The sequence below is a fragment of the Mucilaginibacter sp. P19 genome, assembly GCF_050632265.1.
GTDB classification, from domain to species: domain Bacteria; phylum Bacteroidota; class Bacteroidia; order Sphingobacteriales; family Sphingobacteriaceae; genus Mucilaginibacter; species Mucilaginibacter gossypii.
In genome coordinates this window covers 1,714,858-1,740,018 of record NZ_CP192586.1, presented here as the reverse complement: position 1 = coordinate 1,740,018, position 25,161 = coordinate 1,714,858, and the positions used below count along the sequence as shown (strand labels likewise).

The following is a 25,161-nucleotide window of genomic DNA, read 5'->3' as shown; positions in this document are numbered from 1 at the left end:
GTTAATTGTGATATTGCAATGAAGTTATGTTTATATACGGCTGCAATTGCATAAGGTTGGTAGATATGCAATTATTTTCGACATTTAACTGATTTTCGGCCTGTTGAGCGGATATGAGCAGGTAATTATCTATGGTATCATGCCAAAACAACGGTTCGGAATAAAAATTAACCGCGACCTGGTGTTTATCCTTATCATTAATATCCGAATTGATGATCTCCAGCTGAAACTTGCTGAACGCAAGAAACCGCCTGCCAATATTATTTAAAATATCGGGCATAATACTGCCAAGCTGCTGAATATAACCTGTAACCGATGGTGCAACCATACCGGTTAAACGCTGGGCATTGGGCACATTTCTTAACAATTCGGCATAGGATGTATAGGCTGTTCCCTGGCTAAAGTTCTGGGCCTGCATTTTAAATTCCAGGTAGGTGCTTTCAAAAACCAGCTTATCCCATTGCTTAACCGAGCGGATATCGATGATTTTACGATAACATAAAATGATGAGGCGTTTTTGCATATGATGGTTCAAAAAAACAAACACCGGCTTGTCGCCGGCGCCCTGTTACAAACAAAATGTTTTTTTAAGCAGGTACACTTAAGCTGATAGCTAATACAAAACCGGCGGTGGTACTACCGGTAACAGTAGCGGTTTCAAGCGTATACCCATCGCTAAACACATTATCACTCGCATTATACGTATATCCGCTCATGCCTTTAGCATAACCATTAACAGCCGCCAGGGCCGTGCCGGCACCTTCCGGAAAAGCAATCTGTGTTACTTTCAATGATGTACCCGATGAGTTATACACATGTACATGAATATGCGTTGCCCTGCCGGTATACCATCCCGGAAATATAGAGGTAAAAGTTACCAGGCCATTTGAATCGGTAGTTTGCCTGCCGCGTAAAAAATGTACGGAAGTATAATTTGTTGATTGTGTGCCGCTGCCGCCATATTCAGAATAATTGCCTTCCGCATCGCAATGCCAGATATCAACTAATGCTGACGATAGCGCGCTACAGCTATTATTGCTATTGTTGATTGTAATTTTCACGGTAAGCTTATACCCGGTACGGCCATCGGTAATATCGCTTCTTATATAAGATGCAGGTGAATGTGTTGGATAGGGGCCTTCGGTTTCGGTAGGTGCAACACTGCAGGTGCCTGAATCGGTTGACCCCGAAGTACTGCCGGAAGATGAAGTAGTAGTTGCTGTGGCGGTATCAGCATCCTTTTTGCAGGCTTCAACCAATACCGACGATGACACTGCGCCGATTACCAGGCTTTTTAAAAAGTTCTTTCTTTCCATTGTATGTTCTGCTTTTAAGTTTAACCTAATCTGTTGATTCAAAAGTAAAAGCAGTATAGTCTGTGTTGAAACATGTGTCGGCTAGCTGCCTTTTTGTGTCGATAAACAGCAAATTATCGGTGCGCAGGCAGATAAGATTGTATAAACATACAGTTGCATGACAACTTTAAACCGTCAAATTTCTCTATCTTTGCATGTTTTTTTGAGAGTATATAATATTTATGGCATTAAAAAGCAGTGCGGTGATTACCGGTGTAGGCGGCTATGTTCCCGACAACATTTTAACTAACAGTGATTTAGAAAAAATGGTTGAAACTAACAGCGACTGGATAGTTTCACGTACAGGGATCAAAGAAAGAAGGATCCTCGCCGACAGAACACTGGCTACTTCAGATATGGCTACCTTTGCAGTAAAAAATTTACTTGAAAATGCCAAAGTTGATCCTTCTGAAATTGACTGTGTTATTGTAGCCACCTCAACTCCCGATTACCTGCTTATCTCCACCGCCAGCATCGTTTGTGATAAATGTGGTTTAAACAATGCCTGGGCGTCTGACGTTAACGCGGCCTGCAGTGGTTTCCTTTATGCCTTTACCCTTGGCTCGAGCCTGGTTGAAAGCAACCGTTATAAAAAAGTAATAGTTATCGGTGCCGATCAAAACAGCGCCATTGTAAACTATGCCGACCGCAACACCTGTATCCTTTTTGGCGACGGCGCCGGCGCGGTATTGCTTGAACCATCTACCGAAGACATTGGCGTTATTGACAGTGTATTTAAAACAGATGGGCACGGCAGGGAACATTTATATGTACCCGGCGGAGGTTCTATGAACCCGGCATCTGAAGAAACTATTGATGGCAAACTACATTATATACGCCAGGATGGCCGTGTAGTTTTTAAAGCTGCTATAAAAGGGATGACTGAAAGCTGCACATCTGTACTGCAGCGTAACAACCTTACCATAGATGATATCAACTGGCTAATACCCCACCAGGCAAATTACCGCATTATCCACGCCGTAGGTGATGCTTTGGGCCTACCTGAAAGCCGTGTTAAGATCAACATCGACCGTTATGGTAACACCACAGCTGCCACTATCCCGCTGGCGTTGTGGGATTATAAAGAAGATTTTAAAGAGAACGATAACATGATCCTGACAGCATTTGGTGCTGGGTTTTCATGGGGCGCTACTTATTTAAAATGGGGTAAATTGAGATAAGCAACCTCACCCCAACCCTCTCCAAAAGAGAGGGAGTTAAAATTCAACTCAATGACTACTGAAGAACGAATTAAAGAAGCTGAATCACGGATATTCAAAACCGTGTTCCCGAGCGACACCAATCACTACGACACGCTTTTCGGAGGTTCGGCAATGGCCATGATGGACGAGGTAGCTTTCATTACGGCCACCCGCTTCACCCGTAAAAAAATGGTTACCGTATCATCCGACAGGATAGACTTTAACCGCCCTATCCCGGCAGGTACCATTATTGAACTTGTTGGCCGTGTATCCCATATCGGCAATACCAGCCTAAAAGTTTTGGTTGAAATCTATATTGAAGAAATGTACTCTTTTGTGCGCGAAAAAGCTATCACCGGCACTTTTACGTTTGTTGCCATTGATGATCATAAGCACCCGGTAAGCGTTTTGTAAGCTGAAGGCTTAAAGCGGAAAGCTAAAAGCCAGAAAATGCTATCCTATTGCCATTATTTAAAGATGTTTGCTTTCAGCCTTCGGCCGGCTTTAAGCTTTAAGCTTCTTAATGTAGTTTCTTGCGCTTCAACAACCCGCCTGTTGTATCGTCAATACTTTGTTGTACAATAAAGGCTTTGGGATCGATACGAAGAATAGTTTGTTTTAATGATGGGATTTCCAAACGGGTAGCAACAGTGAATACAATATCGCGGGGATCATTGACATGACCGTCTTTTCCGTAACCGCTTTTCCCCTGATAAATAGTAACGCCACGGCCAAGCGTAACTGTTATCGCTCTGCGGATAGCATCACTTTTAGTTGAGATAACGGTAACACCCGAATATTGCTCGATACCGTTCAGCAAAAAATCGATCATTTTGGCGGCAGCCATATAGGTTAATATTGAATACATGGCCGGTTCAACACCCAATACCGAGGCTGCAACCCCAAATATCAAAACGTTAAGAAGCAAAATAAAGTCGCTCACTTTAAGCAGCTGCGTTTTTTTACTTACCAATACGGCAGCTATTTCAGTACCGTCAAGCACAGCTCCGCCACGCATGGCCAACCCGCTGCCGGTACCGATAAACACGCCGCCAAATACCGCGGTAAGCAATTTATCATGAGTAACATCCGGAAACTGAACTACTGCAAGGCATAATGAAAGCAAAGCTATGGCCACAGTACTTTTGATAGCAAACCAAAGTCCAAGCTTCCGGTAGCCTATCCATAAAAAAGGCACGTTGATAACAAAGATCAATATGGATATAGGAATAAGCGTTATATCAGATATCAGCATGGATACCCCGGTAGCACCTCCGTCGATAAAGTGGCTGGATAATAAAAACCCCTTAAGACCAAAAGCTGCCGATAAAATCCCGAGGCCGATATTTGCTGAATCCCTGATCGTGTTGATTGCCTTCATGCCCAAATATAGCTTTTTGGCGCTAAAAGCAGGTATTTGAACACTGACGAATGTTGATAAAGTGAGATTTTTGACTTTTACCTAACCACCACCTGTATTGTATTCCTGCTAATTTGCTCCAGCAAAATGGTTTTGCCTTCGGTTAGTTTCTTAACGGTATTCGCCCCGTCATGGCGTACAGTAATGAGCGTTAGCCCATCGTTATATTTCACTTTAAAATCTTGTTTTAGGCCGTTCAGCAACTTTTCAAAACGCTCTTCGTTCAAATCAAAGCAAACCGAAAAACTTAATGCTGATGTTTGCATCACATTTACCTTAACATTGTTTTGAGCAAACAGGCGAAACACATCGCTAAGGTGATCTTCCGTTATAAAAGAGTAATCCTTACCTGATACTGACAGTAATACCTGGTTTTGTTTCAGGATGATCACCGGCTTGGTAAACTGATTATGTCCATCTTCTTTAATTACTGTACCTGGCGCAGATGGGTCTGTAAACGGCTTTACCAGCAGGGGTATTTTAGCATTTTGTAAGGGTTTGATGGTTTTGGGGTGGATGACACTGGCCCCGTAATAGGTCATTTCGATGGCTTCCGTATAGGAGAGCTCATCAAATTTAACCGTATCAGCAAAAAATCTCGGATCGGCGTTCAGGATGCCCGGAACATCTTTCCAGGCAGTAACCGATTCGGCGCCTAAGCAAGCCGCAAATATTGATGCTGTGTAATCAGACCCTTCGCGACCAAGTGTGGTGGTAAAATTTTCGGAGGTGCCGCCCAAAAAGCCCTGGGTTACAACAATACTTTTTTCAAGTAAGGTTGGAAGATCCTTGCTGATACTTGCTTTAGTTTTATCCCAATCTACTATACCCTCTCTGTAAGTATTATCGGTATGCACATATCCGCGTACATCAAGCCATTTACTTTTGAGCCCAACCTTGTTCAGGTAGGCATTAACTATCCGGGTTGACACCAGTTCGCCAATGGATACGATCTGGTCATAAACAAAATCATAGCTATCATGTGGCTCATCCTCAATGGCCCAGTCAATTTCCACAAAAGTATTGGCAACTTCATCAAATACAGGGTGGCCCGGTTCAAATAATCCGCTCAGGATGTTGTAATGATATTCTTTAATTTCGTTAAAGATCCCGTGCATATCATCGGTTTGCTCCATGTAGGCTTTGGTAAGCTTCTCCAGCGCATTGGTGGTTTTGCCCATGGCCGATACCACAATGAGCAATTGTTGATTAGTATATTGTTTTACAACGTTAGCAAGGTTGGTAACACCCGCAGCATCTTTAACCGACGCTCCTCCGAATTTAAAAACAAGCATTTATTTAATGAATTGACTTACAACCGAACCCGGCTGTACTAATGATTTGATCTGTGCGTATGGAATAAACAATTCGGTAATACCGGCCGCATATGGTTTAATATCATACTGATTGTACAAAAATTTAATCCCGAGTGGCGTAATGGAAAAATTAGTATTGAGCGCGAATTTGTTATCCTTAAAAAAATAATTGGTGGCGAGTGATGCGGTATCACTTAATTTTTCATTCTTCCTGAAGATCTTTTCGGCAACGGCATTTAATTTATCATGATACCCGTCAACAAGAACATCATCAAGTTTAAGGTCTTTACCGGCTTTGGTATCCCAGTTTATAAAGCCGACAGATGTGCTGCCATGAGCGCCGCCAGTATATGAATAACCCCGAACTTCGAGCGTTGTTAAGCTCGAATCCTGGTGGATCACCTTAACGGAATCATCCAGCGTAAAAAACATTCCCGGCCGCAGGTTAGTCTTCCTGAATTCATCATATGATTTCAGGAACTTTTTGGTCATCAGCTCCAGGCTGGTGTCGGGCCTTCCATCCATAGCAAACATCGATGTAAGCTTACGGATTATGGTATCATTTAAAATTTTGTCGCTGTCAAACAACGGGTAATTAATTTTCACTACCGTACAGGCGCTATCGGCTTTAGCACCGCAATCTGCCGCCCGTGCTTTGATTACTTTATAAGCATAACGCAGGGTATCAAATGACCTCTCGGGGATTTTATTAGGAACACCCCACTGACACGATGATAATCCCATCGCCAGAAAAAACGCCAGGCACAGATTTTTCATAGGTATAGTATTAGTAGTTTAACAACTGCTCTTTTGAAAGCGAAGCATTTAACCAGCCCGCCTCAATATTCGCGCCGTACTTATTGTAAAAGTTAATGGCCGGCTCATTCCAGTCAAGTACCTGCCAAACCATACCGCTGAAACCTCTTTCTTTAGCTTCCTGGATCAACCTGTCGAAAAGTAGTTTGCCGATCTTTTTGCCACGCATATCTTCAGTTACAATGAGATCTTCAAGGTACATGCGGGAGCCTTTCCAGGTGGAGTATCGGATATAGTATAGGGCAAAACCAACCACAAGGCCGTCAACTTCGGCAACAAAAGCTTTCCAGACCGGGTTAGGGCCAAACCCGGCTTCTTCAAAATGCTGCAGGGTTACGGTAACCTCGTCCGGGGCTTTTTCATAGAGGGCAAGCTCATGCACCAGCTCCATCAGGCGCGGACAGTCGGTTTGAATGGCTTCCCTTATAATTAGCCCCCCGGCCCCCTGAAGAGGGTGCTGACTTTCAATTTTATTTTCTGTATTATTCATTTTTATCTTTTCGCTTCGCAGTTGTTGGTGTTGTCACCAACAATTTTATATTTATTTTAACAGGTGTTCAACTTTTTTAGGTGTGAACACTCATAGTTACCTTCAAAACAAAACTAATTGATAATCAGATATTTAATTTACCACCCACTGCACATTTAAGCAACAATGAACGCATAATAACTGACAATCAGCCACTTAACTTTTTGCAACTTTAAAAGTTGAACACCCGTTTTTGAAAAATTGAACACTCAAATTTCATTGCAAAAAACATGTTGCTGGTAACAACACCAACAACGGCCATAGCAAGAATGACGAAGCAATCGCATACTACACGAGGCGGCTATGCCTCCATGCGATTGCCACGCTGCGCTCGCAATGACATGATGTGCTAATTAATTATTCTTCCAGTGCTTAATTACCCTGCCGCCAAATATGGTACTGCCCAGCCTTACCATATTACTGCCCTGCTCAATAGCCAGTTTATAATCAGACGACATGCCCATCGACAGGATATCAAAGCTTTCCTCTTTCCGGAAATAACTCACTTTTATGCCCTCGAAAAAGGTGTTCAGTTCGTAATATTCTTCTTTAATCTGCTTTTCGTTATCAGTATTGGTAGCAATACCCATCAAGCCACGGATCCGGATATTTTTCATTGCAGCAAACTCTTCAGAGCGCAGCAATTCTATTGCTTCATCAAAGCCCAGTCCGTATTTGGTTTCTTCGTCGGCTATATAAATTTGCAAAAGGCAGTCAATTATTCTTCCGGCTTTTTCAGCATGTTTGTTGATCTCGTGCAAAAGCTTCAGGCTATCAACAGACTGGATCATACTTACAAAAGGCGCTATATACTTTACCTTATTGGTTTGCAGGTGACCAATCAAATGCCATTCGATATCTTTAGGCAGTTGCTCATACTTCTCAACCATCTCCTGCACTATGTTTTCGCCAAAAAGGCGCTGTCCGGCATCATATGCTTCCTGTACATCTGCAACAGGTTTTGTTTTTGATACGGCCAATAATATTACCTTATCTGCTTCCGTTTCCTTTTTTAAGCTTTTGATGTTATCTGCAATGCTCATTTATCCGTAAATTTGCTTAATTAATCAGCCGCTAAATTACTGAATGCATAAATATATAACCTTGTTTTTTTCTGCAGCACTTTTTTTATGTGCCTGCAATGGCAAAAGTATTCCCAACGACGTCCTCAAACCCGACGCTATGGCAGCGGTGTTAACCGAAATGCACATCATCGACGGCAGCCTGTATAATACCACGCAGATACCCGATAGTTTGTATAAATACGGCGCGGGTAAATATATTGCCATGTTTCAGCGCCTGCATACCGATACCGCGCATTTCAACCGCAGCATGCGGTACTACGCCATGCAGCCCGATAAACTGCTGGCCATTTATGACCAGGTAGATATTAAAATTAAAAGTAAAACCGATTCGCTTGCCAAAGTGCAAACAGAACAGAGCAAGGCTACGCGTAAGCTCGATTCGCTAAAAAACTTAAATATTAAAACTAAAATAGATTCGGCAAGAAAAATGCATCCGCATGAAAACACGGAAGCCCGCAAAGCCGACTCATTGAAAAATTTAAAAACTAAACTAAAAACCGACTCGGCAAGGAGATTCCATCCCCGCAAAAGCAAGAAAGCCCGCAAAGCCGATTCGTTAAAAAACTTAAAGTCATAACCTGATGCTTTACCCCCAAAACAGTGTAGATAAGCTGGGTTTTACCGAGATAAAAGAACTGATAAAAGCACATTGCCTGAGCGAAATGGGTCAACAAATGGTTGACAAGATCCAGGTGATGAGCAATTACGACCAGATCCATAAATTCCTGAGCCAGGCAAACGAGTTTAAGAATATCCTGGTTAATGATGAGGTCCTGCCCATCCAGCATTTTTTCGATATAAAGTCCCTTGCCAATAAAGCCCGTATAGAGGGCGTTTTTTTAAGCGAAGAAGAGTTTTACCAGGTTCAGGCTTCGTTAACCACGGTATTTGCCGTTATTGCCTATTTTAACGAGCGTGAAGGCTTGTACCCTAACCTTGAAGCCCTTTTTGAGCACCTGCCTATTGAAAAGGCAATCCTTAAAAAGATAGACGCCGTAATTGATCAGAAAGGCAAGATCAGGCCCAATGCTTCGCGCGAGCTGATGGAAATTACCACAGGCATTGCCAAAGCCGAGCAGGAAGCCCGCAAAAAAATTGATATGGTTTTTAAAAATGCCACATCAAACGGCTGGGCTGCCGATGGTTCGTTAACAGTACGCGATGGTAGGCTGGTGATCCCCCTGCTGGCCGAAAACAAACGCAAGCTGAAAGGTTTTGTGCATGACGAATCAGCATCGGGCCAAACAGTTTATATTGAACCCGAAGAGGTATTTGTACTCAACAACCGCATCCGCGACCTGGAGTTTGAACGCCGCCGGGAGATAGTAAAAATTCTGACCGCCTTAACTACCGAATTAAGGCCTTATGTGCCTTTGCTACTCTCCTATCATGGTTTGCTAACCAAGCTTGATTTTGTGCGCGCCAAAGCCCTGTTTGCCATTGATATTGAGGCCGAAATGCCGCAGGTGATAAACGAGGCCAGGGTTAAATTATACAATGCCCGTCACCCGCTATTGTTCCTGAATTTTAAGGCAGAGAAAAAACGGTTGTCCCACTCAATATGCAGATAGACGAAGGTACCCGCATCATCGTGGTATCGGGTCCCAACGCCGGCGGTAAATCTGTTTGTATGAAAACCGTTGGTTTATTGCAAATGATGGTGCAGGCTGGCTTACTGATCCCTGCCGATGAGGCCAGCGTTGTAGGTGTGTTCAAGCAACTTTTTGTTGATATAGGCGATGACCAATCGATAGAAAGTGATTTGAGTACGTATAGCGCCCACCTGTCCAAAATGAAAAACTTTGTGGAGCAGGCCAACGGCAAAACCCTGATCCTGATAGATGAATTTGGTACCGGTACCGATCCGCAATTTGGCGGGCCGATTGCCGAGGCCGTGTTGGAATCGTTGAATCAAAAAAAGGTTAAGGGCATGGTAACTACGCACTACTCCAATCTTAAAATATTTGCCAGCAACACCGAGGGCATTGAAAATGCTTCGATGTTGTTCAATAATATTGAGATGAGGCCGCTGTACCAGTTGGAGATCGGCAAACCCGGCAGTTCATATGCTTTTGAGATTGCCCAAAAAATAGGCTTGCCGGCAAACGTGCTTAACCTCGCCAAAAACAAAATAAGTGAGGGGCAAAAAAGGTGGATACCCTGCTTGTTGACCTGGAGCGTGAAAAGCGCTCTATTTTTGAAACCAAACAAAAACTGGATAAACAACAACGCAAGGTTAATGAGCTGCTTGCAGAAAACGAGAAGTTAAAAAGCTATCTCGAAGAAAATAAACGCACACTGATTAAGGAAGCCAAGGATCAGGCTAAGAACATTATCCTGAACGCAAACAAGCTGGTTGAAAATACCATTTCCGAAATAAAGAGCAGCAATGCCGATAAAGAAAAGACAAAGCAGCTGCGCGAAAATCTGAATGTTGAGCTTAAAAAGAACACCGTTAAAACTGAGGCCCCAAAACCTGCTGCTCCTGCCGATGAAGAATTAAAACCTGGCGACTGGGTGAAACTCATCGATTCGGAAACTACAGGCCAGGTGATAGAGATCATTAAAGAGAATGTAGTAATTGCCATTGGCGATTTACGCACGGTTGCTAAAAAGAAACGCGTGATCAAAGTTTCCAAATCATCGGTACCTAAAGAGATCAGGCGAAATTTCAGTTCGCACACCAATGACATGGCCAGTTTTAGTCCGGAGATTGACGTACGTGGCCAGCGTACCGAAGATGCGCTTCACGCCATTGAAAAACTGTTTGATCGTGCACTGATGATGGGTTTTAACAACCTCAAGATCATTCATGGTAAAGGCGATGGAATTTTACGCAAAATGATCAGGCAATACCTCAAAAAATATGAACAGGTTGACCGCATGGAAGATGAGCATGCTGATCGTGGCGGAGATGGAATAACTTATGTATATTTGAAGTAACCATAACGTTAAAATATCATAAAAGCCCCGTCATTGCGAGGTACCAAGCAATCCCCGATTAGCATAGCCGCTCTGTAAAGTTTGGGATTGCTTCGTACCTCGCAATGACGGCTTTAATTGAACTACGTTTTTACAATTTGCGCCCTAACTTATTTCAAATATGTCTTTAAAATCTATTGCTCCCATGTTATACACCCGGCAGGTACGGGAAAGTGTTGATTTTTACATTAATAACCTTGGTTTTACCTGTATTGGCTATGATGAAGACTGGGGCTGGGCTACGGTAAGCCGTGATGATATTGAGATCATGTTAGCTTTGCCTGTTGATAATGCATCGTTCACCGTGCCCAAATTTACCGGCTCGTTTTATATCCGGACAGATAAAGTTGATCTATTGTGGAGCGAACTGAAAGACAGGGCAGTAATTTGCTACCCTATTGAAGATTTTAATTACGGCATGCGCGAATTCGGCGTTTTTGACTATAATGGTTACCTGCTGCAATTTGGGATGCCAATTGAATGATAGTTTCTTAACAAATATTTGCGAATAGGCTAATAACTTATCCGCGTTTTGCATAAGTTTCCTATTTTTAGGGCAACCCCGCCGTTGTTGGTGTTGTCACCAACAAAATTTGTTTACCAGTTTTATTAACGGTAACGTAATTAAAAAACATAATTTATTGAAAGAATAGAAGTTGTTGGGGACAACACCAACAACGGCATAGGCATAGAGGAGATTTTTTTGCTGCATTGATTTTGCATAAGTTTCCTATTTTTAGGGCGGCCAAACCCTAATAAAGATGCGCAGATTATATTTTCTTGTATTTTTCATTGCATTTACCGGTTCAATAACAAGCTGTCTTGCTCAAAATATTATTTTAAAGAGCAAAGATCAGCGCATCCGCTACACCGGTCGGATCAATCAAACTGATGAAGCTGCCGAACTGTACTGGACGGGCTCATCATTAAAAATTAGTTTTGACGGAACCGGCGCATCGGCTGTGATGCAGGATGAACGGGGCGAAAACTATTTTACCATCATTGTTGATGACAAGGTTGTAAACACCATTCACCTTGATAATACCAAACAGGCTTATACACTCGCTGAGAACCTGCCGAGCGGTAAGCACACCCTCGAACTGTTTAAACGTACCGAATGGGACAAAGGCAAAACCCTTTTTTATCAGTTCACCTTGGCCAAAGAAGCTACTGCATTAACTGCACCAGAGGCTAAAAAACGTAAGATCGAATTTTTCGGCAACTCCATTACCTGCGGTTATGCCGATGAGGACACCACCGGGCAGGATCGTGGCAGCGCCCCTTATGAAAACGGCTACCTTAGCTACGCGGCCCTTACTGCCCGTCACTTTAATGCACAGTATGTTTGCACCTCTAAAAGCGGTATCGGCATTACCGTGAGCTGGTTCCCGCTCATTATGCCCGAAATGTATAACCGCCTTGATCCAACAGACCCAACAAGCACCTGGAATTTCAAAAAGTATACGCCCGATGTAGTAGTGATCAACCTGTTTCAAAATGATTCGTGGATTGTAAACCAACCCAACAATCCACAGTTTAAAGAGCGCTTTGGCAGTAAAGCCCCCGAGCCGGAGCAGATCATTAAAGCTTATAAAGAGTTTGTAAAAAGTATCCGCAAGGTATATCCTAAAGCACAGATCATTTGCGCGCTGGGCAGCATGGATGCAACCAAAGCAGGTTCGCCATGGCCTGGTTATATCGAAAAGGCCGTTGCTGCTTTAAATGATAAAGGCATTTACACGCACTTTATTCCTTATAAAAATACACCGGGGCATCCGAGCCTGAAAGAGCAGCAAGCTATGGCCGATGATTTGATCGCTTTTATGGAAAAGACGGTTAAGTGGTAAAATATAAAACCATGTCATTGAGCGTAACGCGGCAATCTCGTAGCAATACAGGGCAAATATGCTTTTCGTATTGCAAAACGACGAGATTGCCACGTCGCCCCAAGGCTCATTCCGACTCGCTCTTCGCAATGACATAAAATTTCACCTTACTCCCCTACCTTCTGCTGATCAGGCAACTCATTAGGTCCTGGAATATTGGTTTGTTGCTTTTTGCTGGCATCCCCGTCATCATCGGCAGTTCCTTCCTGGTATTGCTGCTGCGGGTTGGGCTTGCTATTACTGGTTTCCGTTTGTCCATTGTCCTCATCCGAACGGCCGTTTTGTGATACGTTGATCACATTGCCGTAGTTGGCGTTACCTGCCTGGTTAGGATCTTTAAAATTGCTGTTTTCGGGATGTTCCTCGGCAGGCTGGGTGCGGTTAAAGTATTCGTTATTATTGCCCGCCATTTGTGACGGATTGTCTTTATCGTTACCGGCCGGGGTGATATTGTTTTGACCAAAATTTTCGCCTCCCATACCGTTTCCTTCCATACCTGGGTCATTGGGGCTGTTCATTTCTGAGCTACCAAACAGATAACTTCGCTTCAGGTCTTTTTCGTCCTCATTATTGTCGTCGTCCACCCGGTAAGCATTGGGTTTGTTTTCTTCATGTTCGGGGCGTTTAAGCTCGTCGCTCCTGAACTCGTCATCTCTTAATTCCATAGGTTTTGATATTTGGTGTATTAATTAATAATAAAATTAATTTCTATTTGTTTTATAAAACCTATAAAACATCATTTATAAAAACACAGTCGTGCGGTAGGAAGTTATCTACATAACAATAAGCATTAAGCTTATTTTACTTAAATTTATAGCAACCAATTATAATATATGAATAAAGTAGTTAGTGGTGCCGATGAGGCCATCCGCGACATTTCCGATGGTATGACCCTCATGCTGGGCGGCTTTGGTTTATGCCTCTTTTGGCGCAAGTCTTGTGTGCAGGGTGGTGCAGAGCTGACTTGTGGCCCCGATCGCCCATTTCCATTCCATCCTTCAAAAGCTTAAGTTAAAACAATGTAATACGCTTACATTCATAAAACACAAACCTGCCCTAATAAGTTATCTACATAACCATAAGCTTCAGGCTTATTTTACTTAAATTTATAGCAACCAATTATAATATATGAATAAAGTAGTTAGTGGTGCCGATGAGGCCATCCGCGATATTACCGACGGCATGACCCTTATGCTCGGCGGATTCGGATTATGCGGATTGCCCGAAAATTGCATTGCCGCCCTGGTAAAAAAGGGGTTAAGCAACTCACCTGTATCTCCAATAATGCCGGGGTTGATGACTTCGGCATCGGCCTGATGCTGAAGCAGCGCCAAGTAAAAAAATGATCTCATCGTACGTGGGCGAAAACGCTGAATTTGAACGCCAGTTACTAAGCGGCGAGCTTGAAGTGGAACTGATACCACAAGGTACGCTGGCCACCCGCTGTATGGCCGCCGGTTACGGCATGCCCGCCATATTCACCCCCGCAGGTATTGGCACCGAAGTGGCCGAAGGCAAGGAAGTGCGCAACTTTAACGGTAAGGATTATTTAATGGAGATGGCTTTTAATGCCGACTTTGCCATTGTAAAGGCCTGGAAAGGTGATACTATGGGTAACCTGGTATACCGGTCAACCGCCCGCAATTTTAACCCGGTAATGGCTATGGCCGGTAAGGTAACCATTGCCGAAGTGGAAGAACTGGTACAACCCGGCAAACTTGATCCGGATCATATCCATACACCGGGTATTTATGTACACAGGGTTTTTAAGGGGGCCAACTACGAAAAACGAATTGAGCATGCAACGGTGAGAAGTAAACAATAAATATCAAACACCACGTCATTGCGAGGCACGAAGCAATCCCCGATTGGCAGAGCGACTATACAAGTCTCTCTGTATAGCAAGCGATTGCCTCGTTCCTCAATGACATAATTAATAAAACGCAACATGTCATTGCGAGCGTAGCGTGGCAATCGCACAGAGGCATAGCCACCCTGTATAGCATGCGATTGCTTCGTACCTCGCAATGACATGATTTAATAAAGAAAATCATGCTTGACAAACAAGGCATCGCAAAGCGAATTGCAAAAGAAATAAAAGACGGTTATTATGTTAACCTCGGCATTGGCATCCCAACGCTGGTAGCCAATTATATACCGGATACCATGGATGTGGTATTACAATCCGAAAATGGTTTATTGGGGATGGGACCTTTCCCTTTTGAGGGGGAGGAAGACCCGGATACCATTAATGCAGGCAAACAAACCATCACCATGCTGCCAGGATCGGCCATATTTGATTCGGCCATGAGTTTTGGGATGATCAGGGCTAAAAAGGTAAACCTTACCATCCTTGGCGCTATGGAAGTATCCGAAAATGGGGATATAGCCAACTGGAAAATCCCCGGTAAAATGGTTAAAGGTATGGGTGGCGCTATGGATCTTGTAGCGTCGGCCGAAAATATCATTGTAGCCATGCAGCACGTAAACAAAGCGGGCGAATCAAAGTTGCTGCCCCAGTGTACCCTTCCCCTCACCGGCGTACACTGCGTTAAAAAAATCGTGACGGAGCTGGGTGTATTTGACGTTTTGCCCGAAGGTGGTTTCAGGCTTATTGAAAGGGCTCCGGGAGTAAGTGTTGAAGAAATAAAACAGGCTACGGCAGGGAAGCTCATTATTGAAGGCGACGTGCCGGAAATAATTCTGTAGTCACGTCATTGAGTAACCATCAAGGAAATCCTGAAAAACACCGTGATGACGTATAAAATATATCTTAGCGATGGTGTGTCTGGCGCGTTAGCGATAGCAGCGGATACCGGCCTTGTGGCTAATGCCCGTGCAGTATGAGCGTATAGCGCGGGCCACAGGCAACGCCCATATCACAAAACAGGCCCAAAAAACCAACTTGATAATCAATTATTTACAATGACGTCATCATAAAGCACGAAGACAACCGACCGTAGGGAGCTCATTAATACCTATAAAAATCAAATTACAATTATTAATAATCCTCAATAAGCAAGTCCGCTCTGTATAGCTCGCGATTGCTTCGTTCCTCGCAATGACGATTTAGTAAAACGCTATAGCATCCCTCTCAAAGAAACTCCTATCTTTAAAACATGAATTTCATATTTGGCATTGCTGGAATGATGGGCATGGCAATTGGCGCACTGCTGTATTTTATACCCGCTATAATTGCCCGCGAAAAAGCCGACTTTAAATTAATCTTCCTGTTAAACCTGTTTCTGGGCTGGACTATTATCGGCTGGATTTGGGCGCTTATCTGGTCGTTTGAAAAGGAAAAAGCGCCTTTAGATTATTATAAATCGGGTTATCCGGGTTATACCACCGAAAAAGCGCTGAAGCTGCATGAACTATACAAACAATTTGATGCCGGGGTTATTACCAAAGCCGATTACGACAAAGCACTTAAAGAGATTTTAGGCGATCTGTCTTAAAATAAACGTCCCCTCAAATCAGCCGAAATCTCTTCCGTTATCACCATAATGTCCTCAGCAACGTGGGTGTTATTGGTGATCACACGGTCGCATTCATCTTTGTAGGGCAGCAGGTATTCTTTGTAGGCCGGCACCACGTGGTTGATCCATTTGTACATCACGTCATCGTGCGAATAGCCGCGTTCTATCAGGTCGCGTTTAAGGCGGCGCTGCAGGGCGATGTCTTCATCAGCATCAATAAACACTTTCAAATCAAGCAGCTCCGATATATCTTTAAAATGCAGGATAAACAAGCCCTCCACTATCAAAATAGGTGCAGGCTTGATCTCTATCATTTTGGGGATAGCATCGGGGTTATTGAAAGTGTATTCTTGTTTCAGGATAGCTTCCTTATTTAAAAGCTTGCTGATATCCTGCTGAAAATGTTCATGATCAATAGTTGAAGGAAGATCAAAATTATATTCTTTGTTCTCCTCCTTGGTCATGTTATGTGCTACCGGGATGTAATAATCATCCTGCGATACGAGGCTCACCTCGTCGGCAGTAAAATGTTCTAAAAAGCACTTTAAAAAAAGGTTTTGCCTGAGCCGCTTCCGCCGGCAATTCCAATAATATAAGGTTTATTCATTCGGGCTGCCGTAGCTGATATTTACCTGGAAACGTTTATCTAAAGCACCTAAAGCATCGGCAGTGTTCTTGGTCATGATGATCAAAACATTTTTGTTTGTTTCGTTATCGGTAAAACGGCCAACAACCTTTGCAAAGGTGGTATGATTGTTCATAGGGTTGGTAATTTTAATGATGGTGCCTATTGGTGCTGTACGGTGCAGCACCAACTCCTTTTAGGATCTAAACCGGCGTCATCCATCCAGGTAGCCACGCCTTTTTCAACTTTCTCGTATAAACCAAAACGGTTAGCTTTGCCATGGTCGCCGGTGGTGTCCTGCTGCGCAGCAACAGAAGTTGAATCGCGCTGCATTACTGGCTGTTTAACCTCTTCGGGAGGTAAACCGCTGCGCACATTAATCACCTGGTTAGGTGCTAATGAATCAGAGCTTAGTTTATTAAGTGCTTTGATATCCTCAACAGATGTATTAAAACGCTTGGCGATAGAAAACAAGGTTTCGCCCGCCGATACTTTGTATTGCTGCACATTAAGCATGCTTACTTTTTTAACGGTATCGGCAGCTGCTTGCTGTGTTTTATTTACTGTAGCTTGGGCTACAGGCGCAGGTGAGCTAACCGGAGCTTGTACCTGTGGTTTGTTTTGCTGAACAGGGGCCTGGGTAACCGGCTTTTGTTGTACAGGCGCAGAAGTAGTTGCTACCTGTTTTGCAGGCGCAGTTACGGCAGGCTGTGCAGCAGCTTCACCTGAAAAAGGTAATTCGGTAGGTACTTTAACAATGCCGCCAATTTTAAGCGGGGCGTTATTATTAAACTGTATAATAGCTTTAGGGCTGACGTTGTAGCGACGGCCTATAGAGTAGTAATTGTCTTTGGGATCAAGCTTGTGAACGATCACTTTTTTGCCGTTCAGGTTTTCAACACCAATTGAATCAACAACTGGGTTTGCAAAAAGCGATATGGAGAGTGTGAGTAAGGGAGCGACCAATAATAAAATCTTAAATTTCATAATAAATTATAATACAGTAATTTACAAGTTCAACACTATTAAGCCCGATCTGTTTTTTAAATAGATGAGCTGATTATTATGTAGTACAAACGCCTCGGGCTGCATTTTTTGTATAGCGTTATGTAACAAATCGTGATACAAAAGGGTACCCTCCTCGTTAAATACAAACAAGTGCTGTTCAAGATGCTCCTGCAAAAGCGTGTGCAAAGATACAATTCTGAATCTATTGTAGCTGATATAATGAACCGCATTTGCATATACGCTGAGCGGTAAATATAAACTATTTACTTCCGCTGAGGGCAACAGTTCAGGGCTAATGATCTGATTATTCAGCGGTTGATCAGGAACCGGCTCGTATCCTCTTAGTGTATTGCCGATTTTAACATCAAGTAAAAATAATTTCTTCGGTTGTAATTGGGCATTATACACTACAGGGCCATTAACCGACAGATGATCAAAAGCTAAAGTAAAATTATTCCATAACTCTTTGCCCGAAGCGGCTTCAATTGCAGTGACGCCTTTATGTACCGGCCCTGTGGCCGATTGGTAATTATGCAGCAATAATACGCCATCATAAGCAGCTTCAATACCGGTAAGCCAGCGCTCGGGGGTAGTTAAGCCTTCAAAATAAACCTCACCGTTTTGCAGGTTCAGGGCCGAAAAACTAACCTGCTTATCGGCATGGTCCCTGATCTCGAGGAACAGCGTTTGGCTGCTTTCGTCAATTTCCATACGCCAAACCGGGGACTGGTAAGTTTTGCTGATGAAGGGTAAAAGCGAAGTCATAGAGAATGCAAATATGCTCATTAAAATTAAAACTGTTTACCTTTGCCAAACATTGCCCGTAAAGGCATGTTACAACTAAAACATCACTATTATTTATGGACGCAAAAGAAATAAGCCTCGAAGAAGTTAAAGTAAAACCGGTAGTTGACCACCTGAACGACCTGCTGGCTAATTACCATATCCACTACCAAAAACTGCGTGGCTGCCACTGGAACGTTAAAGGCACAAGCTTTTTTACCCTGCACCTGAAATTTGAAGAGCTGTACACTGCCGCGCTGGTTACTATTGATGAGCTTGCCGAAAGGATCCTGAGCCTTGGCAAACCTCCTATCAGTACTTTTAAAGATTATATTGAAACATCAAGCATTAAAGAGATCCAGACCATCGGCCTAAAGGATACCCTGATGGTGAAAGCTATTATTGACGATTTGGCTGCGCTGATAAAAATGGAACGCGAGATATTAACCATCACCGCCGATGCCGGAGACGATGGCACTAACGACATGATCAACCGCTTCATGCAATTCAACGAAAAAAATACATGGATGCTGCGTTCATTCGTGAACGAGGACTAACCCGCACATAATCCTACTGTAAAAAAAGCCACATCAGGAACAATCCGGATGTGGCTTTTTTTAAAACGGGGTTTTCACCGGTTTGCATATTTCGTATATTTGCACGGAACGAAACGCCGTCTCTTTAAGCGGCAGATGTTCTGTTTATTTTCCTATGGTGTAATGGTAGCACGTCAGATTCTGGCTCTGAAGATTGAGGTTCGAGCCCTTGTAGGAAAACTTGTTTTGAAAAGCCCTTAGCGCATTGCTAAGGGCTTTTTTTGCGTTTAAAGGCTAAAAATGCGTCTTTTAAAAAACTTTCAAAATCCAAATTACTTGCCCCCGTTAAGTTGAGCAGCTTTTTTTGTTGAATTTATCGAAAATGTTTTTACCACCATTCAAAACTTTTAAATCGTGGGTCAGTTACCCGATCGGCCGCATCGGTAACCCGAACGTTTGAAAAAATCGTCCACTGCTACCGGGTTTGCGTAATCTAATTCGATGATTTCCTTTAGCGCTGCTTTTTTATCTTTTGCCTGGTCATAATATGCCTGGCATATCCGGTAACCGATAAAGTAGCCCAGGTCGGGCGCGGGCAACGCCGGGTTAAGGCCGGTACTCACCCAGTTATCATTATTTTGAGTATACATTTCCTGTCGGAAAGAGTGCCACACTTCCTTTTCATGCAGGGAACCGTAAGCCAAAAACGAAGGCCTTTAGAGGGTATCTAAAGGCCTTTCAACCTGTTGGTTTCAGTCAAGTGGGTAATATCAGAGTCGGACCGATAACCTCTTGCATGCCAGCGTTTCGGGCTAAACGAACATGTTCACATAGCTGGCATCCTGGCATTTGCCTTTTCTAATCAGGTGTTTTCACCGAATAACGTTTCTGATGAAAGCGTTTGGATTATCTACTGCATTTTTAAGTATCAATTCAACTTGATGCTCTCACTGATTCGCCGATCGCCGGTGCCACCTACGTATTTGTAATTTAGTCTAAAAGTTTTTGTAACCGGATCATACATACATACACCATTATTTTGGATAGTTTGGTTAGCGGCTTCAGGAGCCGATTTAACAGTTACCGAATTATCGGCGTTTACCGTTAAATACATGTAGTAATTACTTCCACTAAGGTCTGCCGCTTCTGAACGTACAGTTGTTCCGTTAATGGTTGTTAAAGTTTTAGTTCTGTTAGTCCATGATCTGTTTATTGAAGGATCAGGAAAAGCGATAGAACCATTTGCTGTATAGGTGCCTTCATACTGACTTTTTATCCCAATAATATAGTATACTGTTTTATAGTAATTGATAGCCTGGCCCTGCGCATCTGTAATAGATAGGGGCAACATATAATTAGTACTAAGCGAAAGGCCCGAGGTAATCAGGTTGATATTATGATTGGCCGATAAAAGTCCGGCCCCGATAGTTACGGTTGAAGCTGGCACATTATAAGCGCTTGATGGCAAAGGTACAAAGGTGGCGTATTGTGCGCTGTTACGATCAGGCAGATCAGTACCGTTTTTTACCGCCTCGGTACTATCGGCAACAAATAGGGCTCTGTGTGCCGCGTTAAGACTGGTAACGGCATTCATATCAACCTGAAGGGTAACTGTTAAGGCCTTTGTAAGCGGTTTTACTGCAGACAGTAACACAGTAGTGGATAAGGACTGCGGCTGCGCGCTGATGCTTTCAGATATTTTATACTTAAAACCGCCATTATCAAACGATGCGGGGCCTGCATGCGCCGCTATAGGCAATTCAACCGAAGTTGGCATCTTCCGGTAATCGTAATTATCGTCGTTTTTTGAGCATGAACTGATTAATACTACCAGGGCCATCAGTACCGGGTAATATTTCACTAAGATCTTTTTCATTTTTTAATTGAGTTAATGATTAATGTTTTTAAATGTCTTTACAACCAGGCAGCGGTCTTTTCTTAAAAAAATTGGCCAGCGGTCTATCAGCATTTTCACTGTTAAACTTATTTGTATTTAACCTGCGGAAAATCGTGCTGCGCTTTAATAAACTGCGCTTCCCATTCATCACTCCATCCAAAGGCTACAGATGCCTGCGTCTTGAGGTTTACACCGGCGGCACCGCTCCAAAAATGTATAAACTCGCCCCAGTTCAGGTCCCTGGTGTACTCCTTATTTTTTTGCGGGAAATAATCGGCAAGCAAACCAAAATATTTATTCAATACCGCTGCTTCGCCATAGTTATGATAAATTGGGTAGAACCAGTTTTTAAACCACTGCGACCGGGGGCGGGGAAATCATCATACTGGGTTTGCATTTGTTTATAAACCCTGCCTGCTTCATCTTCCCTACCAATATGTTTCAGTACATCATAGTTAAAAATTTCCATAAACTTGCTATCACCCCATAAAGCATCCGATGGCGAGCCTTTTACCCCGTGGCTGGCACCGCTAACAATGTGCCCTACCTCATGAACAGGCATCCCAATTTGCTGCCCTTCAGAGCCTGTCCAGTCATCAAGCCCGCAATCAATGGTATTGTGATGATCATGACTGGCATCAAAGTACGATGCAGGGTGCCCGCCGCCCAGCTTATTGTTAACCACACGGTGCAACACCACGTACAGGCGGGGATCAGTACCGAATGCTCCGTATGTTTTTTTACATAAGCCCAAACAGCCGACATGGTTTTATAAGGCCATGTTACTGAAGGGTACATGTTATCATCATAATAAAAAACCACGTTAGCATCGGCATAAGTGCGCGAAACTATAAGGTCGTGCTCAAACCAATGCTCTTTCCAGTTTTTGGCAGGGCTTTTCAGCGTGTCGCCGGAGCTGAACTGAGTTGCCGAACTGATTAAAATATGTGTAAAGAAAAACACCACCAGTAATGATGCATATTTGATAAATTTCATAACAATGTGCTAACATCCTGCGCTGCGGCGCTTTTGCACGGCAACCAGGATTTGTTTATTTAAAACAGGATGATTTGCTTTTTATACCGGCAAAAGCCAATTTCAAATGGCCTTTACCGGTATGCTTTTTTCAATGAGTTTACCAACCGGTATTTTGCACCAATAGTTTATCACTATTAATATCATTTTGCGGCAATGGATAGAAGTAGTGTTTTTTAGAAAAAACACGATTTTCGAACGACACCACTTTATAAAAATCGGGCAGGTCGGCACTGATATTTAATCCGTAAGTTGGTCCGCTTTCCGTAGTTTCGGCAATTTTCCAGCGCCTTACGTCAAAAAAACGGTTGTTTTCAAATGCCAGTTCTATCTGCCGTTCCTTCCTGATGGCCAGGCGCATGGCTTCCTGCCCTACCGGTGCAGGGACACCTTTGCCATATTCGGGGATGCCGGCGCGGTTACGGATCAGGTTAATATAGGTCAGCACATCGGCGTTGCCCGGATTGCTTTCATTTAACGCTTCTGCATAGTTGAGGTAAATTTCGGCAAGCCTTAACATTACCCATGAGCGGTTGCCTTGTGTCCTATCGCTTGGTGGCATATTTTTTCGCACCACGTATCCGGTGGGGCAATAATCATTACCACCGGTGTTGCGGCCCGAGTTACCGGTATTCCAGAGTTGTGTAATCACATTGCCTGAGTTTTTATTAAGCCACTCGCTGCCGTTATAGGTAATGCCTACATAAAACCGAGGTTCGCGCCCTACCCATTGATTGTAGGTACTTCTTGACTGATCATCATAAGGTGCCTTAAAATCTGAGAAGCCAGTTTTTTGATAGCCAGATGCGGCATCATCAATAGCGCGTCCATTGGCCATAAAATAAGCATCAACCATACCCTGGGTAGCGCCCAGACCTCCGGCCCCCCTGTCTTCGTCAGCTGCACCCTGATGGTATGGGGTTGTTTCGTACTGCCGGTTCGTAACGCCTGCGCCAATATTGGCGTATATAACTTCTTTGTTCCAATCTTTTAACAATACATCACGGCATGATAGATACGGGCTATAATTGCCGCTTGGGTCATTTACACGATAAAGATCATACACCGCCGGAACAAACTGGTCAATAAATTCCTTAGCGGCATCTGCAGCAAGCTTCCATTTATTAGCATCGGGCTGCTGAGTGATCAGTTGTTTGCCATCGGCATTTTTCATAGGGGCATAATCGGTATTGCCATTGTAAAGCGGGCTGGCAGCATACAACAACATTTCAGATTTGATGGCCAATGCAAAACCTTTGGTAAAACGTCCATAATTATTATCATTAGAAGGCAATGCAGGAAGGTCTTTGGCCGCCTGATCAAGCTCGGCAGTAACATAACTTACGCACTCATCATATGAATTTCTGGGTAACTGAACATCGTTAAAAGATGCATCCGGAGCGATGGTTTTATCGCCGATAATAACCACAGGCCCATAAATGCGCAAAAGATAAAAGTAATATAAAGCACGCAATGCCCTCGCTTCGGCCTTGTACTGCGTTTTAAGATCGGGCGTAAGGTCTGGCACCTTATCTATATTATCCATAAATACTCCGGCATTCCTGATCCCCTGGTAAAAATAAGTCCAGAAGCCACTGATCAGGCTGCTTGAAGCATCATAAGTACCATTATTGATGTTATTGCTGGTTACAAAGCCCCATACATATTCGGCCTCATCGCTGCCACCCGTCCACTGGCCTACGGTATTCCCGAAACCGGCAAAACGCTGCGAAGCCTCATCGGGCATATTAGAGTATATATTTGCCAAAAATTTCAATGCCGTATTACGGTTATTGAACGTTTGATCAAGGGTTAACCTATCATCCGGAACCTGGTCCAGATATCCCTTTTTACAGGAAAAGTTCATGCTTACCAAGGATAGTAAGAAAGACATTATTAATATTTTTTTCATACCTGACTTTTAAATACAGTTAGTATTAATTGAACTGCGCGCTAAGGCCTAGCGACAACGTTTTAGTATTAGGATAAGACGTTCCATTGCCTGTGTTAAGCTCTGGATCCCATAATTTAAACTTACTGAAGGTGAACAGGTTATACCCCATTACATATACCCTTGCTCCTTTTAAACCCAGGTTATTAAACAAACCTTTAGGCAGCGTATACCCAACATCCAATGTTTTAAGCCTTACAAACTGAACGTTTTTGATCCAGAATGAACTGGTTTGGGTATTGTTGGTGTTCGCGGCATCGCCAAAGGCCAGGCGTGGATAAAACGCGTTGGGATTGGGGTTTTCGGGTGTCCATCGGTCGGTAATATTGGCATAGGCATTGCTTACACCGCCATTGGTTGAAAACGGCTGGATAGCATTACCTGAAATATACCTGTCAGCCCGGCCTGTACCCTGAAAAAAGCGCCCACGCTGAAATTCAGGTACGATACCGTAAAGCCGGCTCCGTAAATTAACGAAGGCACATCGCCGCGGCCAATTTTAGTAACATCATAAGCGTTAATCACACCGTCGTTATTCAAGTCTTTATACTTGATATCGCCGGGCCTTATGCTGCTTTTATCACCGGGTACCGCGCTTTTGTTAACTTCATCCTGGCTGGTAAAAAACCCTCGGCTATATAACCGTAATTAGCCAGTACATTGTTACCGCGACGGTTCATCCATGGATACGGCGGTATGGGCTGATCGTTTTCTATCACCTTATCCTTGTTATAAGTAACGTTTGCACGGATGCTTAAATTAACCTTGCCAATAGTCATGTTATCCTGTAGGCTGGCATCAATCCCCTTATTATCAACAATACCCAGGTTACCGTAAGGCGAGTTTGCAAGCCCTACAAAACTTGGAACGGCCTGCCTTTGCAATAAAATACCCGTGCGGTGTTCTTTAAACAAATCAACAGTAAGTGAGAGCTTATCATTCAGCGTTCGTATATCAAAGCCGAGATCCTGTTTGTGTGATTTTGCCCAGGTCACGTTTACACCATAATTGGTAATATTGATTCCGCTTACACCCTGTCGGTTAAGACCGAATGTATAACCATCGGCACCATCTGTTAAAAAAGTAAGGTAGTCAAAACGCGGACCGCCGTCATCAGCACCCGCAAAACCATTACTGTAACGGATCTTAAACATGGAGAACGCTGTTTTCAGCGGCTCAAAGAATTTCTCTTCGGACAGAAGCCAGCCCACGCCGAAGGCCGGGAAAAAGCCGTAGCGTTTTTGGGGCGAGAAGTT

Annotated in this window: 32 protein-coding genes and 1 pseudogene; 12 read left to right on the top strand and 21 right to left on the bottom strand. The window is 43.5% G+C overall.

Features of this window, described 5'->3' with window-relative positions; translation table 11 throughout:
• Nucleotide 1: 1 nt before the first annotated feature.
• Together ACQ86K_RS08270 and ACQ86K_RS08265 are read right to left on the bottom strand one after the other, a co-directional pair.
• Nucleotides 2–523, bottom strand: a complete 522-nt coding sequence (locus tag ACQ86K_RS08270) for a hypothetical protein (protein WP_091163315.1) — start codon at nt 521–523, stop codon at nt 2–4.
• Between the two features lie 64 nt (nt 524–587).
• Nucleotides 588–1,316: an intradiol ring-cleavage dioxygenase gene (locus tag ACQ86K_RS08265; protein ID WP_091163314.1), complete on the bottom strand. Its 729-nt coding sequence runs from the start codon at nt 1,314–1,316 to the stop codon at nt 588–590.
• Between the two features lie 221 nt (nt 1,317–1,537).
• Here ACQ86K_RS08265 and ACQ86K_RS08260 point away from each other — a divergent pair, with 221 nt between their 5' ends.
• Complete coding sequence (locus tag ACQ86K_RS08260; RefSeq protein ID WP_091163313.1) at nt 1,538–2,536, top strand: beta-ketoacyl-ACP synthase III; 999 nt, start codon at nt 1,538–1,540, stop codon at nt 2,534–2,536.
• Between the two features lie 51 nt (nt 2,537–2,587).
• Complete coding sequence (locus tag ACQ86K_RS08255) at nt 2,588–2,971, top strand: acyl-CoA thioesterase (protein ID WP_091163312.1); 384 nt, start codon at nt 2,588–2,590, stop codon at nt 2,969–2,971.
• 106 nt (nt 2,972–3,077) lie between these two features.
• Here ACQ86K_RS08255 and ACQ86K_RS08250 read toward each other — a convergent pair whose 3' ends face one another.
• From ACQ86K_RS08250 to ACQ86K_RS08230, 5 genes are all read right to left on the bottom strand, one after another.
• Entirely contained in the window at nt 3,078–3,938 is an 861-nt protein-coding gene (locus ACQ86K_RS08250) for a YitT family protein (RefSeq protein ID WP_091163311.1), read from the bottom strand.
• 77 nt (nt 3,939–4,015) lie between these two features.
• Nucleotides 4,016–5,272, bottom strand: coding sequence for an aspartate kinase (locus tag ACQ86K_RS08245; RefSeq protein ID WP_091163310.1), 1,257 nt, complete (start codon nt 5,270–5,272; stop codon nt 4,016–4,018).
• Nucleotides 5,273–6,070 (bottom strand): DUF3298 and DUF4163 domain-containing protein, encoded by a 798-nt coding sequence (locus ACQ86K_RS08240; protein ID WP_091163309.1) that lies wholly within the window; start codon nt 6,068–6,070, stop codon nt 5,273–5,275.
• A gap of 10 nt (nt 6,071–6,080) precedes the next feature.
• A complete protein-coding gene (locus ACQ86K_RS08235) occupies nt 6,081–6,599 on the bottom strand; it encodes a GNAT family N-acetyltransferase (protein ID WP_091163308.1) in 519 nt (172 codons plus the stop codon).
• A gap of 392 nt (nt 6,600–6,991) precedes the next feature.
• Nucleotides 6,992–7,681: a YggS family pyridoxal phosphate-dependent enzyme gene (locus tag ACQ86K_RS08230; protein WP_091163307.1), complete on the bottom strand. Its 690-nt coding sequence runs from the start codon at nt 7,679–7,681 to the stop codon at nt 6,992–6,994.
• A 43-nt stretch (nt 7,682–7,724) separates the two neighbouring features.
• On the opposite strand from ACQ86K_RS08230, the gene ACQ86K_RS08225 reads away from it, so the two are divergent.
• The 4 genes and pseudogenes from ACQ86K_RS08225 to ACQ86K_RS08210 all read left to right on the top strand — a co-directional run bounded on the left by ACQ86K_RS08225 (nt 7,725) and on the right by ACQ86K_RS08210 (nt 12,552).
• Nucleotides 7,725–8,300, top strand: a complete 576-nt coding sequence (locus ACQ86K_RS08225; RefSeq protein ID WP_090523992.1) for a DUF4296 domain-containing protein — start codon at nt 7,725–7,727, stop codon at nt 8,298–8,300.
• A gap of 4 nt (nt 8,301–8,304) precedes the next feature.
• Nucleotides 8,305–10,666 (top strand): annotated as a pseudogene (locus ACQ86K_RS08220) (endonuclease MutS2).
• A 160-nt stretch (nt 10,667–10,826) separates the two neighbouring features.
• The gene (locus ACQ86K_RS08215; RefSeq protein ID WP_208102442.1) at nt 10,827–11,189 is read left to right on the top strand and encodes a VOC family protein; all 363 of its coding nucleotides are present in this window, start codon (nt 10,827–10,829) and stop codon (nt 11,187–11,189) included.
• Nucleotides 11,190–11,466: 277 nt separating this feature from the next.
• Nucleotides 11,467–12,552 (top strand): SGNH/GDSL hydrolase family protein, encoded by a 1,086-nt coding sequence (locus tag ACQ86K_RS08210; protein ID WP_091163305.1) that lies wholly within the window; start codon nt 11,467–11,469, stop codon nt 12,550–12,552.
• A 146-nt stretch (nt 12,553–12,698) separates the two neighbouring features.
• On the opposite strand, the gene ACQ86K_RS08205 is transcribed toward ACQ86K_RS08210, so the two are convergent.
• Nucleotides 12,699–13,256, bottom strand: a complete 558-nt coding sequence (locus ACQ86K_RS08205; protein ID WP_091163304.1) for a hypothetical protein — start codon at nt 13,254–13,256, stop codon at nt 12,699–12,701.
• Between the two features lie 168 nt (nt 13,257–13,424).
• Between ACQ86K_RS08205 and ACQ86K_RS08200 the strand changes: the two genes are divergently transcribed.
• From ACQ86K_RS08200 to ACQ86K_RS08180, 5 genes are all read left to right on the top strand, one after another.
• Complete coding sequence (locus tag ACQ86K_RS08200) at nt 13,425–13,601, top strand: hypothetical protein (protein ID WP_218134365.1); 177 nt, start codon at nt 13,425–13,427, stop codon at nt 13,599–13,601.
• 118 nt (nt 13,602–13,719) lie between these two features.
• Nucleotides 13,720–13,908, top strand: coding sequence for a CoA-transferase (locus ACQ86K_RS08195; protein WP_431200156.1), 189 nt, complete (start codon nt 13,720–13,722; stop codon nt 13,906–13,908).
• A gap of 25 nt (nt 13,909–13,933) precedes the next feature.
• Nucleotides 13,934–14,416, top strand: coding sequence for a CoA transferase subunit A (locus tag ACQ86K_RS08190; RefSeq protein ID WP_431200155.1), 483 nt, complete (start codon nt 13,934–13,936; stop codon nt 14,414–14,416).
• Nucleotides 14,417–14,643: 227 nt separating this feature from the next.
• Nucleotides 14,644–15,300, top strand: coding sequence for a 3-oxoacid CoA-transferase subunit B (locus ACQ86K_RS08185; RefSeq protein WP_090523970.1), 657 nt, complete (start codon nt 14,644–14,646; stop codon nt 15,298–15,300).
• Between the two features lie 410 nt (nt 15,301–15,710).
• Nucleotides 15,711–16,049 (top strand): superinfection immunity protein, encoded by a 339-nt coding sequence (locus ACQ86K_RS08180; RefSeq protein ID WP_091163302.1) that lies wholly within the window; start codon nt 15,711–15,713, stop codon nt 16,047–16,049.
• On the opposite strand, the gene ACQ86K_RS08175 is transcribed toward ACQ86K_RS08180, so the two are convergent.
• The 4 genes from ACQ86K_RS08175 to ACQ86K_RS08160 all read right to left on the bottom strand — a co-directional run bounded on the left by ACQ86K_RS08175 (nt 16,046) and on the right by ACQ86K_RS08160 (nt 18,489).
• On the bottom strand, nt 16,046–16,582 hold the full coding sequence (locus ACQ86K_RS08175; protein ID WP_431200154.1) for a uridine kinase family protein: 537 nt from the start codon (nt 16,580–16,582) through the stop codon (nt 16,046–16,048). The genes ACQ86K_RS08180 and ACQ86K_RS08175 overlap by 4 nt on opposite strands.
• Nucleotides 16,583–16,669: 87 nt before the next feature.
• A complete protein-coding gene (locus ACQ86K_RS08170) occupies nt 16,670–16,831 on the bottom strand; it encodes a hypothetical protein (protein ID WP_431200153.1) in 162 nt (53 codons plus the stop codon).
• A gap of 26 nt (nt 16,832–16,857) precedes the next feature.
• Nucleotides 16,858–17,682, bottom strand: a complete 825-nt coding sequence (locus ACQ86K_RS08165) for a LysM peptidoglycan-binding domain-containing protein (RefSeq protein ID WP_431200152.1) — start codon at nt 17,680–17,682, stop codon at nt 16,858–16,860.
• Between the two features lie 21 nt (nt 17,683–17,703).
• On the bottom strand, nt 17,704–18,489 hold the full coding sequence (locus ACQ86K_RS08160) for a DUF4905 domain-containing protein (protein ID WP_091163300.1): 786 nt from the start codon (nt 18,487–18,489) through the stop codon (nt 17,704–17,706).
• A 74-nt stretch (nt 18,490–18,563) separates the two neighbouring features.
• Here ACQ86K_RS08160 and ACQ86K_RS08155 point away from each other — a divergent pair, with 74 nt between their 5' ends.
• A complete protein-coding gene (locus ACQ86K_RS08155) occupies nt 18,564–19,043 on the top strand; it encodes a Dps family protein (RefSeq protein WP_091163299.1) in 480 nt (159 codons plus the stop codon).
• Between the two features lie 398 nt (nt 19,044–19,441).
• On the opposite strand, the gene ACQ86K_RS08150 is transcribed toward ACQ86K_RS08155, so the two are convergent.
• The 9 genes from ACQ86K_RS08150 to ACQ86K_RS08110 form a co-directional block, all read right to left on the bottom strand.
• Nucleotides 19,442–19,672, bottom strand: a complete 231-nt coding sequence (locus ACQ86K_RS08150; RefSeq protein ID WP_143020702.1) for a hypothetical protein — start codon at nt 19,670–19,672, stop codon at nt 19,442–19,444.
• Nucleotides 19,673–19,950: 278 nt separating this feature from the next.
• On the bottom strand, nt 19,951–20,898 hold the full coding sequence (locus ACQ86K_RS08145; RefSeq protein ID WP_091163297.1) for a BT_3987 domain-containing protein: 948 nt from the start codon (nt 20,896–20,898) through the stop codon (nt 19,951–19,953).
• Between the two features lie 107 nt (nt 20,899–21,005).
• Complete coding sequence (locus tag ACQ86K_RS08140) at nt 21,006–21,221, bottom strand: hypothetical protein (RefSeq protein WP_431200151.1); 216 nt, start codon at nt 21,219–21,221, stop codon at nt 21,006–21,008.
• Entirely contained in the window at nt 21,218–21,481 is a 264-nt protein-coding gene (locus ACQ86K_RS08135) for a hypothetical protein (RefSeq protein ID WP_431200150.1), read from the bottom strand. Before ACQ86K_RS08135 ends, ACQ86K_RS08140 begins: the two co-directional genes overlap by 4 nt.
• Nucleotides 21,463–21,915, bottom strand: a complete 453-nt coding sequence (locus ACQ86K_RS08130; RefSeq protein ID WP_431200149.1) for a hypothetical protein — start codon at nt 21,913–21,915, stop codon at nt 21,463–21,465. The genes ACQ86K_RS08135 and ACQ86K_RS08130 overlap by 19 nt, the downstream gene beginning before the upstream one ends.
• Nucleotides 21,916–22,054: 139 nt before the next feature.
• Nucleotides 22,055–23,866 (bottom strand): RagB/SusD family nutrient uptake outer membrane protein, encoded by a 1,812-nt coding sequence (locus ACQ86K_RS08125; RefSeq protein ID WP_091163295.1) that lies wholly within the window; start codon nt 23,864–23,866, stop codon nt 22,055–22,057.
• Between the two features lie 25 nt (nt 23,867–23,891).
• Complete coding sequence (locus ACQ86K_RS08120) at nt 23,892–24,089, bottom strand: hypothetical protein (protein ID WP_431200148.1); 198 nt, start codon at nt 24,087–24,089, stop codon at nt 23,892–23,894.
• A 158-nt stretch (nt 24,090–24,247) separates the two neighbouring features.
• Nucleotides 24,248–24,445 (bottom strand): hypothetical protein, encoded by a 198-nt coding sequence (locus ACQ86K_RS08115; protein WP_431200147.1) that lies wholly within the window; start codon nt 24,443–24,445, stop codon nt 24,248–24,250.
• Nucleotides 24,446–24,471: 26 nt separating this feature from the next.
• Complete coding sequence (locus ACQ86K_RS08110; RefSeq protein ID WP_431200146.1) at nt 24,472–25,116, bottom strand: hypothetical protein; 645 nt, start codon at nt 25,114–25,116, stop codon at nt 24,472–24,474.
• Nucleotides 25,117–25,161: the final 45 nt, after the last annotated feature.